Here is a 12,487-nt window from a genome sequence, read left to right as displayed (position 1 = left end):
ATGTGCGTGTTACGGGCTACCAATCCGATGCAGATCCGGCCGACCCGCACCGGCGGCAAGACGTTCGCCTCGGCGTCGGCTTACTGGAAGGCCGAGCCGGGGAGCGCGGATCTCGCGGGGCGGATCGTCCGGTACGTCGTCCTCGCCAACGACCCCGCGGTGCCGGACGTCGCCGCCGACTACTGGATGCACAGCGAACGCTTCTATCGTGCCGTCGTCGACCCGCTCGAAGCCGAGATCGGCCACGACACGGCGTACCGGCGGCTCGTCACGCAGCCGACGGACACGTTCGCGGAACGGCGCCTCGAAGAGCGCGTCGTCGCGTTGCTCGACGAAAACCCTTCGCTGGCCTCGAAGCTGGCTCAAGAGGCGGACGCCGCGGACGACAACGTCTACATCAACTACTTCCGCGGCAGGCTCTACGAACCGGAAGCCGAGCCCGCCGGGCTCGACCGGCTGACGGAACTCGCCCGCGGTGTGCGGTCGAAGCCGTCCGGGATCGGTGACGAGATCCTCGTCGTCGTCCCGCTGTCCGATCGGGACGGCGCCGGCCGGATCAGGAACCTGACCGCCTGCCTGCTCGCGTTGCGCGACCAGACGTTCCCTTCGGACCGGTACCGGGTGACCGTCGTCGAGTTCGACGAGAAGCCGCGCTGGAAGCACGTCGTCGAACCGCTGGTCGACCACTACGTGCACATCCAGGGCGAGGGGCTGTTCAACAAGTCCTGGACGCTGAATGTGGGCGTGCGCGAAACCCTCGGCGCGGCGCGGACACTGTGCCTGCTCGACGCCGACATCCTGGTGGACCGGGAATTCCTGGAGCGCAACCACGCGCGGTTCGCCGACCAGCGCGCCGACGCGCATCTGCCGCACACCGAAATGCTTTCGCTGGACGGACCTTCGAGCGACTGGCTGATCGAACGCCGCTGCGGCGAGAACACGCCGGAAGCGCCGCTGGCCGGGGCGCGCGGGCTGCTGCTGCGCGATGTCCCGGGTGCCTGCCTGTGGACGCGGCCGGAGATCTTCACCCGCATCGGCGGCTTCGACGAACGCTACAAGGGCTGGGGCGGCGAGGACGAGGACATGCTCTACCGCATCTCCTCCGCGGGTGACGTCACGCAATACGACGACGTTTTCCTGCACCTCGCGCATCGGCGGCCGCCGATGCGCAACGCCGAAGGCAAGCCGTTCAACGCGCATGTGGAAGTGGGCAGCTGGACCGGCGAGACCGGCTTTGGGAACACGTCCGGTGTGGCGAGCGGCGATGAGTAGCGGGCTGGAGATCCACCCGGTGAAGGACGTGCGGCGCCAGCGGATCGCGATCTCGGGGATCTTCCTGATGGTCGGGATCATGCTCGGCTCGTGGTTCGCGCGGGTTCCGCAGCTGCGGATCGAACTCGGGCTGAACTTCGCGGAACTGGGCATGGTGCTGCTCAGCCAGACCGTGGGTGTGCTGCTGGCGATGCAGCTGGCCGGTCATCTGTCGAACCATCTCGACAGCCGGGCCGTCATCCGGGTCACTTCCCTTGTCCTGCCGTGGTTCCTGCCGTTGATGGCCGCGATGCCGGGCGCGGTCACCGCCGGCCTCGGGATGCTGACCTGGGGTGTCATCGCCGGTCTCCTCGATGTGTCGATGAACGCACAGGGCGTCGAGGTCGAACGGCGCGCACGGCGGCCGGTGCTCAACAGCCTGCACGCGGTGTGGGGCATCGGCGCGCTGCTCGGTTCGGGCGGGACGGTGCTGGCCGTCCGGGCGGATCTTTCGCTGAGCGCCCATTTCTGGGTCGTTTCGGTGGTTCTCGTCGTGATCGCGCTGTTCAGCGGTCGCTGGCTGCTGACCGAATCCCGTGCGGCTTCGCCTGCCGCTGCGGAAAAGGCGCCGAAGGTCGGGTTCTTCTCCGGCTGGACCCGCGCGGTCATCATCCTCGGCGGCCTCGGCGCGGCCGTCGCGCTGTGCGAAGGCGCGGTGTCCAGCTGGGGCGGCGTGTTCCTGAGCGAACAACGCGGCGCCGCGGCGAACATCGCTTCGCTGGGCTACTTCGCGTTCATCGTGGCGCAGACCGGGACCCGGCTGATCGGCGACCGGCTGCACCGGCGATTCGGCGCCGTGGCACTGGTGCGCTGGAGCATGGCGATGACCGCGGCCGGCGTCCTGCTCGCCGTCATGGTGCAGAGCGTCTGGTTCGGGCTGGCCGGGCTCGCGATGGCGGGCGTCGGGCTGGCGGTGGCGATCCCGATCATCTCCAGCGCGGTCGGACACGGCACGAAATCCAACACCAGCCTGGCGATCGCGCGATACAGCACACTGCACAACGCCGGCGTGCTCGCCGGCCCGGCGATCTTCGGCTGGCTCGCGCAGACGTTCGGGATCAGCATGGCGCTGACGCTGCTGCTGGTGCCGCTCGGGATCATCGGGCTCTTCGCTTCGGCGACGGCTCCCGCTTCGGTCCGGTCGTCGTCGGCGCCTCCGGAGCCCGGGCCCGAGCCGGTGGTTCCTCGGGCTGCTTAGCGTTGGGTCGCGTGGGTCGTGAGTGGCGATTCGGGTGAGAACCCGAATCGCCACTCACGAGCCGCCCGCTGCTCTAAGTTACCGTCGGTGCGGCGCGATTTCACCCGCTAGTGGTCAATGTGCAATTAGCGTTGTCGCTTAAAATTGCGAACAATTGTTCGGTTTGTTTCGGTAATATGGAGGGGTGTCCGAAACCCTCGTTCCCGAGTTGCCGCAGGAGTTGTGGCGCGCCGGCAAGCTGGAGCTCGCCCACGGCGTGACCAGCCTGCTGCAGGTGATGAGGGTGGCCTCCGCCGGGCTGGGGAAATACCTGGCCGAGGTCGAAACGCGGGGCGCGGAAGACTTGTTCGGCTATGGGAGCGCGTCACGCTGGTTCGCTGACGTGGCCCGGATTTCCCACGGTGACGCGCAGGACGTGGTGAACCGGGCGCTGGCGCTCAACCCGGTCGCTGAGGTCGGTGGTGAGGCGACGGTGTTCGCGCCCGCGACCGCCGCCGCGGCCGAGGACGGCGCGCTCGCCGATCAGCACATCGACCTCATCCTCGAGGTCCTGCGGCGTATCCCGTCCGACGTGCCTGCGGAAGAGCGCGACGGCGCGGAGAAGATCCTCGCCGACCTCGCCCGCCACGCCGGACCCAAAGAGATCGCCGAAGCGGGCGCGGACCTGCTCGCGCATCTCGATCCTGACGGTGCCGAGCCCAAAGACGAGCCGGAACCCGATCCGCCGCGGCGGGAGGTGTTCGTCGAGCGCCGCAAGGACGGCTTCTGGAAACTGTCCGGACTTCTCGACCCCGAGACTGGTGCGCGGACCGCGGCCGCGTTGGACGCGCACGGGGCGCGACGGCCGGTCGACGAGTTCGGGCAGGCCGATCACCGGACGATGCCGCAACGCTACGGCGACGCCTGGGCCGAGCTGCTCGACCTCGCCATCGCCTGCCCCGACCAGCCCGGCACCTCCGGCTACCGCACGCTGGTGCACGTCACCGTCGGTCTGGAGGCGTTGAGGACCGGTCTCGGGACGGCGTGCCTGGACTTCGTCGGGAAGATCACCGCTCGCGAGGCGCGCCTAGCGGCCTGCGACTGCCTGATGATCCCGGTGGTGCTCAACGCCGCCGGTGAACCCCTCGACGTCGGGCGGATGAGACGGTTCGTCACCCCCGGCCAGCGCCGGGCCCTCAACATCCGCGACGGCGGCTGCGCGTTCCCCGGCTGTCATCGCGCGCCGAAGCATTGTCACGCCCACCATATTCGGCACTGGGCGGACGGCGGGCCCACCGATCTCCGGAACCTGGTCCTGCTCTGTTCCTTCCACCACCGGCTCGTCCACCACGGCGACTGGCTAGTCCGGATGGCACCCGACGGGATACCGGAATTCGTTCCACCGCAGTACTTGGATCCGCTGCGACATCCCCGGCGCAACCTGCTCCACCGCGTCGTCACCTAGCCCCGCGTGACCGAGGAGCCCGCCAGCCACACGGCGACGGGCCCCTCGGCATGCCCTGGCTCGGGTGGGTCGTGAGTGGCGATTCGGGTTAGAACACGAATCGCCACTCACGACCATCCGGACCCACTGCGGCACCGCCGCCTCGCCCATAACGCGGGCCTGGCGGGAGCAAAGGTCCCTTGCTCCTCCGGCGATTGTCCGGACCGAAGGAACCGGCGGAAACGCGTTGCGAAGGCCACTTTCGCAACCTTCAACGTTGCGAAAGTGGCTTTGACAACGTCGCCAAGCCCTTCGGACCCACCCGGCCGAAGAAAGTCAGGCGGCCTGGGCCTGTGCGGCACCCGAGATCGCGGCGTACCCACCGGCCACCAGCGCCTGCGCGGCACCGGCGTACCACTCGGGCTGGTCGGGGGCGTCGGTGGCGAGCCCGTCCACGTACCGGTTGAACAGCGAGAACAGCGAAGCGATCAGCACGGTGTCGTGGATGTCGGCCTCCGAGGCGCCGGCGGCCTTGGCGTTGTCGACCAGGGCGGCGGTGACCGAGTGGCCGCTCTCGCGCGTGGCCAGCGCGACCTTCAGCAGCGCGCGCAGCTTGTCCGAGATCGGCGCGCCGTCGATGTCCTGCTTGGCCGACTCGACGGTGGCGGCACCGCCTTCGATCTGCGCGGCGGAGAAGGCGCCGTGCGCCTCGGCGCAGAAGTAGCAGTCGTTCTCCTTGGACACCACGGCACCGATCAGCTCACGCTCACCGGTGGTCAGCGAGCTCGGGCCGCGCAGCAGGGTCTCGACGAGTTCGCCGAGCGGTTTCGCGGTCTCAGGGCGGAAAGCGAACAGGCCGATGATTCCGGGCTTGGTGGGATCCACCGTGATATGCGACATGCGTCCTCCATGGATCGACGTAGAACCCGATGGTCCGCCCCGCGCACCCCGCGGAACAATATTCCCGATTGCTCAAGCACCCGAGCATTCAGGGAGACGTACACCGCCGCCCGTCGTGGAACCGTGGAGAGCACGAACTTCAGCGGAGGGCGGGTCACGATGCAGGCGCTGGTGCAGACGACGTTGCGCGTCGCGGCCAAGGACGTCGTCGCCGATGGGGTCGTTTCGCTGGTCCTCAAGGCCGACGACGGCGCGCGCCTGCCCGACTGGACCCCCGGTTCGCATATCGACCTGGTGCTGCCCGGCGGGCTGACCCGTCAATATTCCCTGTGCGGAGATCGGTGGAACGCCCACGAATACCGCGTCGGGATCCTGCGCGAGACCGACGGCCGCGGTGGTTCCGCCTATGTGCACGACCACCTGCGAGAGGGTGACACCGTCGGCGTGAGCCGCCCTCGCAACAACTTCCCTTTGGTGCCCTCGAAGAACTACCTCTTCCTCGCGGGCGGGATCGGGATCACCCCCTTGCTCCCCATGATCCACCAGGCGGAGCTCACCGGCGCGGACTGGAACCTCGTCTACGGCGGCCGCACCCGGAACTCGATGGCGTTCAGAGACGAACTCGCGGTGTACGGCGAAAAGGTCCACATCGTCCCCGAGGACGAACAGGGCCGCCCGGATCTTCAAGCCTGGCTCGGCGTGGTCCGTGACGGTCTCCGCGTCTACTGCTGCGGCCCGGAAGGGTTGCTCAAAGCCGTCGAGAACGCCTGCGTCCCTTGGTCCGCGCACACCCTGTGGACCGAACGCTTCTCGGCGCCGGAGCAGGGCGCGCCGGTGCGCGACGAACCGTTCGACATCGTGCTGGCGCGACGCGGCGCGACGGTCACCGTCACCCAGGACATGACGGTGATCGACGCGATGCGCACGGTCGGCGTCGACCTGCTTTCGTCCTGTATGGAGGGTGTCTGCGGCACCTGCGAGACCACGGTCCTCGACGGCGTCGTCGACCACCGTGACGCCCTGCTCACCGCCGAGGACCGCGCGGCGGGGGACTGCATGTTCCCCTGCGTCTCACGTTCGTGCACCGACCGGCTCGTACTGGATCTGTAAGCCCCGGAGGCCGTGATCATGTCGTCGTTGCCCGTCATCGACCTCGACCCGTTCGGCACCGAGGTGCTGACGGATCCGTACCCGCTCGAGCACGCGCTGCTCGACGCCGGACCGCTTTCCTACCTGAGCGCGCACGACATCTACGCCGTCGCCCGGTACGACGCGGTCTACGCGGCTTTGCGCAACTGGCAAGGGTTCCAGTCGGGCGCCGGGGTCGGGCTCTCCAACTTCCGGACCGAGAAACCCTGGCGGCAGCTGAGCATCGTCGTCGAGGCCGATCCGCCGCACCACGACGCGCCGCGCAGGGTCCTCGCCAATCTTCTGGGACCGCGCGCGCAGCGCAGGCTCCGCGACGAATGGATGGCCAAGGCGCACAAGATGGTCGGCCAGGTCCTCGACGGCACCCCGGGCGGCACGGTCGAATTCGACGCGGTGACGGCGATCGCGGAGAAGTTCCCGCCGCGCGCTGTCGGTGACGCGCTCGGGTTGCCCGAAGAAGGCCGCGAGAACCTGTTGCCCTTCAGCGACTTCCTCCTCAACGCCTTCGGCCCGCGCAACGAACTCGTCGCGGCGGGCGCGCCCCACGCGAAGTTCCTGACGACGTGGGTCATGGAGCACTGTCAGCGTGACGCGCTCACCGAAGACGGTCTCGGCGGGCAGATCTGGGCGGCCGCCGATCGCGGCGAGATCACCCACGAGCAGGCGCCGGGCGTCGTGCGGTCGCTGTTCGCCGCCGGGTTCAACACCACCGTGCACGCCCTCGCGGCCGTCATGCACGCGCTGGTCACGCATCCCGAGCAGTGGGCGCGGCTGCGCGCGCAGCCGTCACTGGCGCGGATCGCGTTCGACGAGGCCGTGCGCTGGGCTTCCCCGGTGCAGACGTTCTTCCGCACCGCGGTGGGCGACGTCCCGGTCGGCGACCACGTGGTGCCCGACGGCGCGAAGGTGCTGATGTTCCTGGGCGCGGCCAATCGCGATCCCCGGCGCTGGACCGACCCGGAGCGCTTCGACCTCTCCCGTGACCCGTCCGGGCACGTCGGCTTCGGGTTCGGGCTGCACCAATGCGTCGGGCAGAACCTCGCCCGGCTCGAAGCGGAATGCCTGATCACCGCGCTCGCGGAACGCGTGGAGACGCTGGAACTGGCCGCCCCGGGCGAGCGGCGGCTCAACAACACCCTGCGGGCCTGGCATTCGATCCCGGTCCGCGCCCGGCTCGCGAACTGAGAGGCAAAGCGGAAATGAGCGAAACCGAAGGCCAGGCCGAACTGCTCGCCATCGACGCCGAGTACCTGTGGCACCCGTGGTCACCGAGCCGGGTCAGCCCCGACACGCTCGTCGCGGTGTCCGGCGAGGGCTGCGAGGTCACCGACGCCGACGGCCGCACGTACCTGGACGCGAAGTCGTCCGGCTTCAACGCGACGCTGGGCTACGCCTGTAAGCCGATCGTGAACGCCATCGCCACGCAGGTCGCCAAGCTGATGACCTACGACATGGGCGAGGGCGCCAACATCCCGGCGATCCGCCTGGCGCAACGGATCGGCGAGCTCGCCGGCCCGGCACTGACCCGGACCTTCTTCTGCAACAGCGGTTCCGAGGCGATGGAGGCCGCGATCCGGATCGCGCGTTTCTACCAGGCCGTGCTCGGTTCTCCCGACCGCGGGCTGATCGTTTCGCTGCACAACGGCTACCACGGCGCGACGATGGCAGGCGCCGCGACCGCCGGGGCGCCGTCGCCGATCTCCGACGACCTGACCCCGAGCGGCTTCATCACCGTCCCGGGGCCGGAGGAAGGCATCGGCGCGCTCAAGGGCTTCCTCGCCGACCACGGGAAGCGCACCGCGGCCGTGCTCGTCGAGCCGGTCCAGTCACGCGGCGCCTACGTCATGCCGGAGGACTACCTCCGCGGCGTGCGGGAACTGTGCGACGAACACGGCATCCTGCTGGTCCTCGACGAGGTGACGACCGGTTTCGGCCGCACCGGGCGGATGTTCGGCTACCAGCACGCCGGCGTCCAGCCGGACATCCTGGCCACCAGCAAGGGACTCGCCGCGGGCTACATCTCGCTCGGCGCGGTCACCACCACCCAGCACGTCTTCGAGGTCTTCGACAGCAACAAGAAGATGGCCGGGTTCGTGCACGGGCACACGCATTCCGGGCACGCCACCGCGTGCGCCGCCGGGCTCGCGGTGATCGACCACATCGAGTCCGAACAGCTCCTCGCGAACGTCCGGGCCCGCGGTGAACAGCTGCTCGCCGCGCTGGAACCGTTGCGGGAGCTGGACTGCGTGACCGACATCCGCGGCCGCGGCCTGATGATCGCCGTCGAGATGGACCGGTCCCGCCGGGCCGCGCACGTCCGGAAACTGATGCGCGACAACGGGGTGCTGGTCCGGCGCACGGTCAAGAACGTCGTGCTCGCGCCGCCGCTGATCCTCACCGCCGAGCAGGCGGACCGGATCTCGCGCGAGTTGCTGGACGCCGCCGGGAAGGCCGCCCTCGTCGAGTTCTGAGGGCGGCCCTTCCGCTCACAGCAGGATGTCGCCGAGCAGTTTGGCGAAGCCTTCCGGATCCCAGATGAAGCCGCCGTGATCGCCGGGGAACTCGACCACTTCGACGCCGAGTTCGCCGGCGAGCGCGGCGCACGTCCGCTTGGTGAGCAGGCCGTGCGAGTCGGCGCCGAGGCCGACCACGACCCGGAACGGGCCGTCGCGCAGCGCGTCGAGTTCGGGGGTGTAGCGCGTGGTCGTGCGGAGCTCGTGGACGAAGAACCGGCGCCCGTCCTCCTGGTCCTGCTCGGGGGAGTCGCTCGGCGGCGGGCCCGCCTCGTCCTCCTCGAAGCCCGAGGTGCCGAGGAACTTCGTCCAGGCCGCTTCGAGCCCGTCGGTCTCGAAGGCCTTCACGATGTCGTCGACCTCGGCGTGCCGCTCGGCCGCGTCGGGCAGCAGGGTCAGCGCCGGCGGCTCGTGCGCGACGACCGTCCGGATCCGCCCGGGGTGGCGGGCGGCCAGCGCGAGGGTGGTCATCGCGCCTCCGCTGGACCCGAAGACGTCTGCCGTTTCGGCGCCGAGGTGGTCCAGGAGCGTGATGACGTCTTCGGCGCGCTTCTCCGGGCTCGAATCCTCGTCCGGGTCGTCCAAGGGGCTCCGGGAGATGCCCCGGGGGTCGTGGGTCACCACGGTGAACCGGCTCGCCAGCGCGTCGGCCAGCGGCGCGAAGGCGTCCGCGGCCATCGGTGAGCCCATGGCCAGCAGCAGTGGCCCGTCACCGCGGACCTCGTAGTGCAGCCGTCCGCCGGGGATGGTGATCTCGTTCGTGCTGGTCATCTCGTTCGTCCTTCCTCGATCTGCCGCCCGTCGGGTGGCGGCGTCAAAGGTTGGACTCCGGGCCGGGCGCGAACTCATCGCTCGCGCCCGGCGATTTCGGACATTCACCCGATAGTGGTCATCCGGTGGTGAAGATCTTGCCCATGATCCGGCGGGACAGCGCCCGCGGGGAGTAGGCCAAGAACGCCGTGAGCAGGCGCGCGACGGTCCCGGGCACGGTGATCGTGCGTCCCTTGTCCCAGGCCTTCAGACCGCCCCTCACGACCTCTTCCGCGGTCGTGAACCCGGGGGTCTTCTCGACCGTGTCACCCAGCCCGGCGACGTCGCCGAACTCGGTGGAGGTCGCCCCGGGACACAGCGCCATGGCCCGCACGCCGGTCCCCGCCAGCTCCGCCGAGAGCGACTCGGTGAAGGACAGCAGGAAGGCCTTCGTGGCGCCGTAGACGCCCATGTTCGGGGTGGAGAAGAAGCCCAGGTTCGACGCGACGACGATGACGCCTCCCGAGCCGCGCGCGACCATCTTGGGGACGGCCTGCGTGACGAGGCTGACGTTCGCGGTCACGTTGAGCTGGATCATCCCGAGCGCGTCGGCCGGATCCGATTCGTGGATCCTGCCCCGCGATCCCCGGCCGGCGTTGCAGACGATCAGATCGGCGCCGCCGAGCTCTTCCGCCCGGCCGAGGATGGCCTCGGCCGCGCCCTCGGAGGTGACGTCACGGACGAAGGGGACGACGAAACCGTTCGATCCCTTCGCCAGCTCGTCGAGCCGGTCGGCACGGCGGGCGACGGCGAGCACGCGGTAGCCGCGGTCCCGCAGCACCCGCGTGAACTCCGCGCCGATCCCCGAAGACGCGCCGGTGACGACCGCCAGGGGCGCGTCGTGGACCGATCCGCCGGTCATGACCGCACCAGCGAAGGCTCGCCCAGGCGTACCGGGACCTCCTTGTGGCCGTTCATGATGAACGTTCCCTGGCCTTCGAGCTCGTCGACGCCGACGGCGAGCTGGAGATCCGGGTAGCGGGCGAACAGCGCGGGCAGCGCGATCCGCAGCTCCAGCCGGGCCAGCGGCGCGCCGAGGCAGAAGTGCGCGCCGTGCCCGAAGGACAGGTGCGTCTTGTCGGCGCGGGTGGCGTCGAACTCGCCCGCGGTCTCGCCGTGGTTCTCCGGGTCGCGGCCGATGGCGGTGAAGCCCATCAGCACCGGGTCGCCCTTGCGGATGGTGACCCCGGCGACCTCGACGTCCTCGGTCGCGTACCGCAGCGGCAGCTGCGCGACCGGGGCGTTGACCCGCAGCGCCTCTTCGATGACGTCGTCCCAGGAGACCTGGCCCGAGTCCAGCAGCGCCTTCTGCTCGGGCTGGCTCAGCAGCGCGACGACGGCGGCGCTGAGCGCGTTCATCAGCGTCTCGGAACCGGCGCCCAGCATGAGGTGCAGGGTGCCGACCATCTCCTCGTCGGTGAGCCTGCTGCCGTCCTCCTCGCGTGCGGCGAGCAGGAGACTGGTCAGGTCGTCGCCCGGGTTCTCGCGCTTGAACTCGGCGAGGTCGGTCAGTTCCTGGTGCCACAGCTCGACGTTCGCCTCGGCCTCGTCACCGGTGGTGGTCGTGGTGACGTTCACGCCGGCGCCGCGCAGCGCGGACGCGCGGGCCGCCTCCGGCACCCCGAACATGTCGCAGATGACGCGAGCGGGCAGCGGAGTGGCGAAGCGGCCCTTGAGGTCGACGACCTCGTCCGCGCCGAAGCCGGAAAGGCCGTCGAGGAGGTCGTCGACGATCTTCTGGATCAGCGGGCGGGTCAGCTCGACCTGCTTCGGCGTGAAACCACGGGAGACCAGCTTGCGCAGGCGCTGGTGGTCCTCACCGTCGTTCGTGGTCATGTTGTCCATCAGGAGCCAGCCGATCAGCGGCCAGTTCGAGGGGATCTCGCCCTCGGTGTACTTGGTCCACTTCTGCGGGTCCTTGGCGAACCGGTTGTCGGCCAGCACCTGGCGCGCCGCCTGGTAGCCGGTCACCGACCACCCGATCACCCCGCCGGGCAGCTCGACCTGGGTGATCGGCCCCCGGGCACGGAGAGCCTCGCTCTCCGCGTGAATGTCCGTACCCGCGATGTCCAAGGTGTAAGGGCAGCGGCTTTCCATCGGATCTTCTCCTCAACGATCGAAAAGGGTTGTGCTTACTGGGACCGGAAGAACACCGTGAGCAGCGGGGCACCCGCCTTCTGGTTGAACAGATGCCCCTCGTTCATGCACACGTACTGGCCGTGGGGGAGCCCGGCGGCGAGGGCGTGGCAGTTGTCGATCAGCCAGGAGGGACTCTCCCGGCCGCCGATGACCAGGGTGGGGACCCCGATCCCGGGCAGTTGGTCGAACGGGACGGACTCGTGGTTCGCGTCGAGGATGGAGTCGTACAGCGTCGTCGGGGCCATGGCCTCGAACGACGGCCAGATGGGAAGGGCTTTGAACCCCTCGATGGTTTCCGAGCTGAACCGGACGTTCTCCTTCAGGAACAGCGCGACCGCGTCGGTGCGGTGATCGGCGGCCACCATCCGCTCCAGATCGTCCATATAGGACTCCGGGAGCTGATGCCCGCCGTAGGTGGGTTCGTACAGCGCCATCTTGCCCATCGGGACGCCTTTCGCCGCCGCCCGCATGGCGATCAGGCCGCCGGTGCAGTTGGCGAAGATCGCCGCCTCGGGGCCCGCCGCTTCCAGGACCGCCGCCAGGTCTTCGACCTCGCGGTCGATCGTGTAGCCCGACAGGCCGCCGTTGTCCTCACTGTTCCCGCGGCCGCGGCGGTCGTAGTTGTAGACGGTGAAATCCTCCGAGAGCAGTTCGGCGAGGTCGGCGAACATGGCCTTCTCGTTGAGCCCGCCGCCGAGGATGATCACCGGCGGACCTTCCCCGGACTTCTCGAAGGCGATCCGTGTCCCGTCCGCCGACGTCACGTGTTCGAGGACGAGATCCCTTGTCCCGAACCCGATGTTGTCCAGACTGGCCGCGGTTTCCTGGTTCGCCATCACGAATCTCCCGCCTGTCGAAACCCGCTTCCCACGCTAGGTCGCGCTCACCTCCCTGCCATCTCCCTGCTTGCCCGCATGCTTCGCGACCGGGCCGCCCGGGGTGGGCGAACCCGACATAGTGCGCAAAGGGTATCCGCATTCAAGATCGCCCCGCTTCTCCTCGGTTGCGAACAGAATTCGTTGACAAGCAACCTCGAAGATCCGT

General features: G+C 69.2%; 11 protein-coding genes. 6 read left to right on the top strand and 5 right to left on the bottom strand.

What is annotated here, in order from left to right:
* Nucleotides 1-27: 27 nt before the first annotated feature.
* The 3 genes from IE302_RS17500 (at nt 28) to IE302_RS17490 (ending at nt 3,953) form a co-directional block, all read left to right on the top strand.
* Nucleotides 28-1,272, top strand: coding sequence for a glycosyltransferase family 2 protein (locus IE302_RS17500; RefSeq protein WP_229907811.1), 1,245 nt, complete (start codon nt 28-30; stop codon nt 1,270-1,272).
* Nucleotides 1,265-2,509, top strand: coding sequence for an MFS transporter (locus IE302_RS17495; RefSeq protein ID WP_229907810.1), 1,245 nt, complete (start codon nt 1,265-1,267; stop codon nt 2,507-2,509). Before IE302_RS17500 ends, IE302_RS17495 begins: the two co-directional genes overlap by 8 nt.
* A 184-nt stretch (nt 2,510-2,693) precedes the next feature.
* Nucleotides 2,694-3,953, top strand: a complete 1,260-nt coding sequence (locus IE302_RS17490; protein ID WP_191255541.1) for an HNH endonuclease signature motif containing protein — start codon at nt 2,694-2,696, stop codon at nt 3,951-3,953.
* A gap of 315 nt (nt 3,954-4,268) precedes the next feature.
* Here the strand turns inward: IE302_RS17490 and IE302_RS17485 are convergent, their stop codons facing one another.
* Nucleotides 4,269-4,832 carry a carboxymuconolactone decarboxylase family protein gene (locus tag IE302_RS17485; protein ID WP_191255540.1) on the bottom strand — a complete coding sequence of 188 codons (564 nt, stop codon included), beginning with the start codon at nt 4,830-4,832 and terminating at the stop codon, nt 4,269-4,271.
* A gap of 159 nt (nt 4,833-4,991) precedes the next feature.
* Between IE302_RS17485 and IE302_RS17480 the strand changes: the two genes are divergently transcribed.
* Genes IE302_RS17480 through IE302_RS17470 form a run of 3 tightly spaced genes read left to right on the top strand, consistent with a single transcriptional unit; the run spans nt 4,992 to nt 8,452 of the window.
* Nucleotides 4,992-5,942 (top strand): PDR/VanB family oxidoreductase, encoded by a 951-nt coding sequence (locus IE302_RS17480; RefSeq protein WP_191255650.1) that lies wholly within the window; start codon nt 4,992-4,994, stop codon nt 5,940-5,942.
* Nucleotides 5,943-5,960: 18 nt separating this feature from the next.
* Nucleotides 5,961-7,166 (top strand): cytochrome P450, encoded by a 1,206-nt coding sequence (locus tag IE302_RS17475; protein WP_191255539.1) that lies wholly within the window; start codon nt 5,961-5,963, stop codon nt 7,164-7,166.
* Between the two features lie 14 nt (nt 7,167-7,180).
* The gene (locus IE302_RS17470; RefSeq protein WP_191255538.1) at nt 7,181-8,452 is read left to right on the top strand and encodes an aminotransferase family protein; all 1,272 of its coding nucleotides are present in this window, start codon (nt 7,181-7,183) and stop codon (nt 8,450-8,452) included.
* Nucleotides 8,453-8,467: 15 nt separating this feature from the next.
* On the opposite strand, the gene IE302_RS17465 is transcribed toward IE302_RS17470, so the two are convergent.
* From IE302_RS17465 to IE302_RS17450, 4 genes are all read right to left on the bottom strand, one after another.
* Complete coding sequence (locus tag IE302_RS17465; RefSeq protein WP_191255537.1) at nt 8,468-9,265, bottom strand: alpha/beta hydrolase; 798 nt, start codon at nt 9,263-9,265, stop codon at nt 8,468-8,470.
* A gap of 118 nt (nt 9,266-9,383) precedes the next feature.
* On the bottom strand, nt 9,384-10,166 hold the full coding sequence (locus tag IE302_RS17460; RefSeq protein ID WP_191255536.1) for an SDR family NAD(P)-dependent oxidoreductase: 783 nt from the start codon (nt 10,164-10,166) through the stop codon (nt 9,384-9,386).
* Nucleotides 10,163-11,401: a cytochrome P450 family protein gene (locus IE302_RS17455; protein WP_191255535.1), complete on the bottom strand. Its 1,239-nt coding sequence runs from the start codon at nt 11,399-11,401 to the stop codon at nt 10,163-10,165. The genes IE302_RS17460 and IE302_RS17455 overlap by 4 nt, the downstream gene beginning before the upstream one ends.
* A 35-nt stretch (nt 11,402-11,436) precedes the next feature.
* The gene (locus tag IE302_RS17450; RefSeq protein WP_191255534.1) at nt 11,437-12,279 is read right to left on the bottom strand and encodes an alpha/beta fold hydrolase; all 843 of its coding nucleotides are present in this window, start codon (nt 12,277-12,279) and stop codon (nt 11,437-11,439) included.
* Between the last annotated feature and the right edge of the window lie 208 nt (nt 12,280-12,487).

The sequence above is a fragment of the Amycolatopsis oliviviridis genome (genome assembly GCF_014654365.1).
Taxonomy (GTDB): domain Bacteria; phylum Actinomycetota; class Actinomycetes; order Mycobacteriales; family Pseudonocardiaceae; genus Amycolatopsis; species Amycolatopsis oliviviridis.
Note: the sequence above shows the minus strand (reverse complement) of the source record. Positions and strands in the feature narration are given on the sequence as shown.

Coding starts and splice junctions, on each gene's coding strand:
- IE302_RS17500 (WP_229907811.1), top strand. CDS start 28: ATGCAGATCCGGCCGACCCGCACCGGCGGCAAGACGTTCGCCTCGGCG.
- IE302_RS17495 (WP_229907810.1), top strand. CDS start 1,265: ATGAGTAGCGGGCTGGAGATCCACCCGGTGAAGGACGTGCGGCGCCAG.
- IE302_RS17485 (WP_191255540.1), bottom strand. CDS start 4,832: ATGTCGCATATCACGGTGGATCCCACCAAGCCCGGAATCATCGGCCTG.
- IE302_RS17480 (WP_191255650.1), top strand. CDS start 4,992: ATGCAGGCGCTGGTGCAGACGACGTTGCGCGTCGCGGCCAAGGACGTC.
- IE302_RS17475 (WP_191255539.1), top strand. CDS start 5,961: ATGTCGTCGTTGCCCGTCATCGACCTCGACCCGTTCGGCACCGAGGTG.
- IE302_RS17470 (WP_191255538.1), top strand. CDS start 7,181: ATGAGCGAAACCGAAGGCCAGGCCGAACTGCTCGCCATCGACGCCGAG.
- IE302_RS17465 (WP_191255537.1), bottom strand. CDS start 9,265: ATGACCAGCACGAACGAGATCACCATCCCCGGCGGACGGCTGCACTAC.
- IE302_RS17460 (WP_191255536.1), bottom strand. CDS start 10,166: ATGACCGGCGGATCGGTCCACGACGCGCCCCTGGCGGTCGTCACCGGC.
- IE302_RS17455 (WP_191255535.1), bottom strand. CDS start 11,401: ATGGAAAGCCGCTGCCCTTACACCTTGGACATCGCGGGTACGGACATT.
- IE302_RS17450 (WP_191255534.1), bottom strand. CDS start 12,279: ATGGCGAACCAGGAAACCGCGGCCAGTCTGGACAACATCGGGTTCGGG.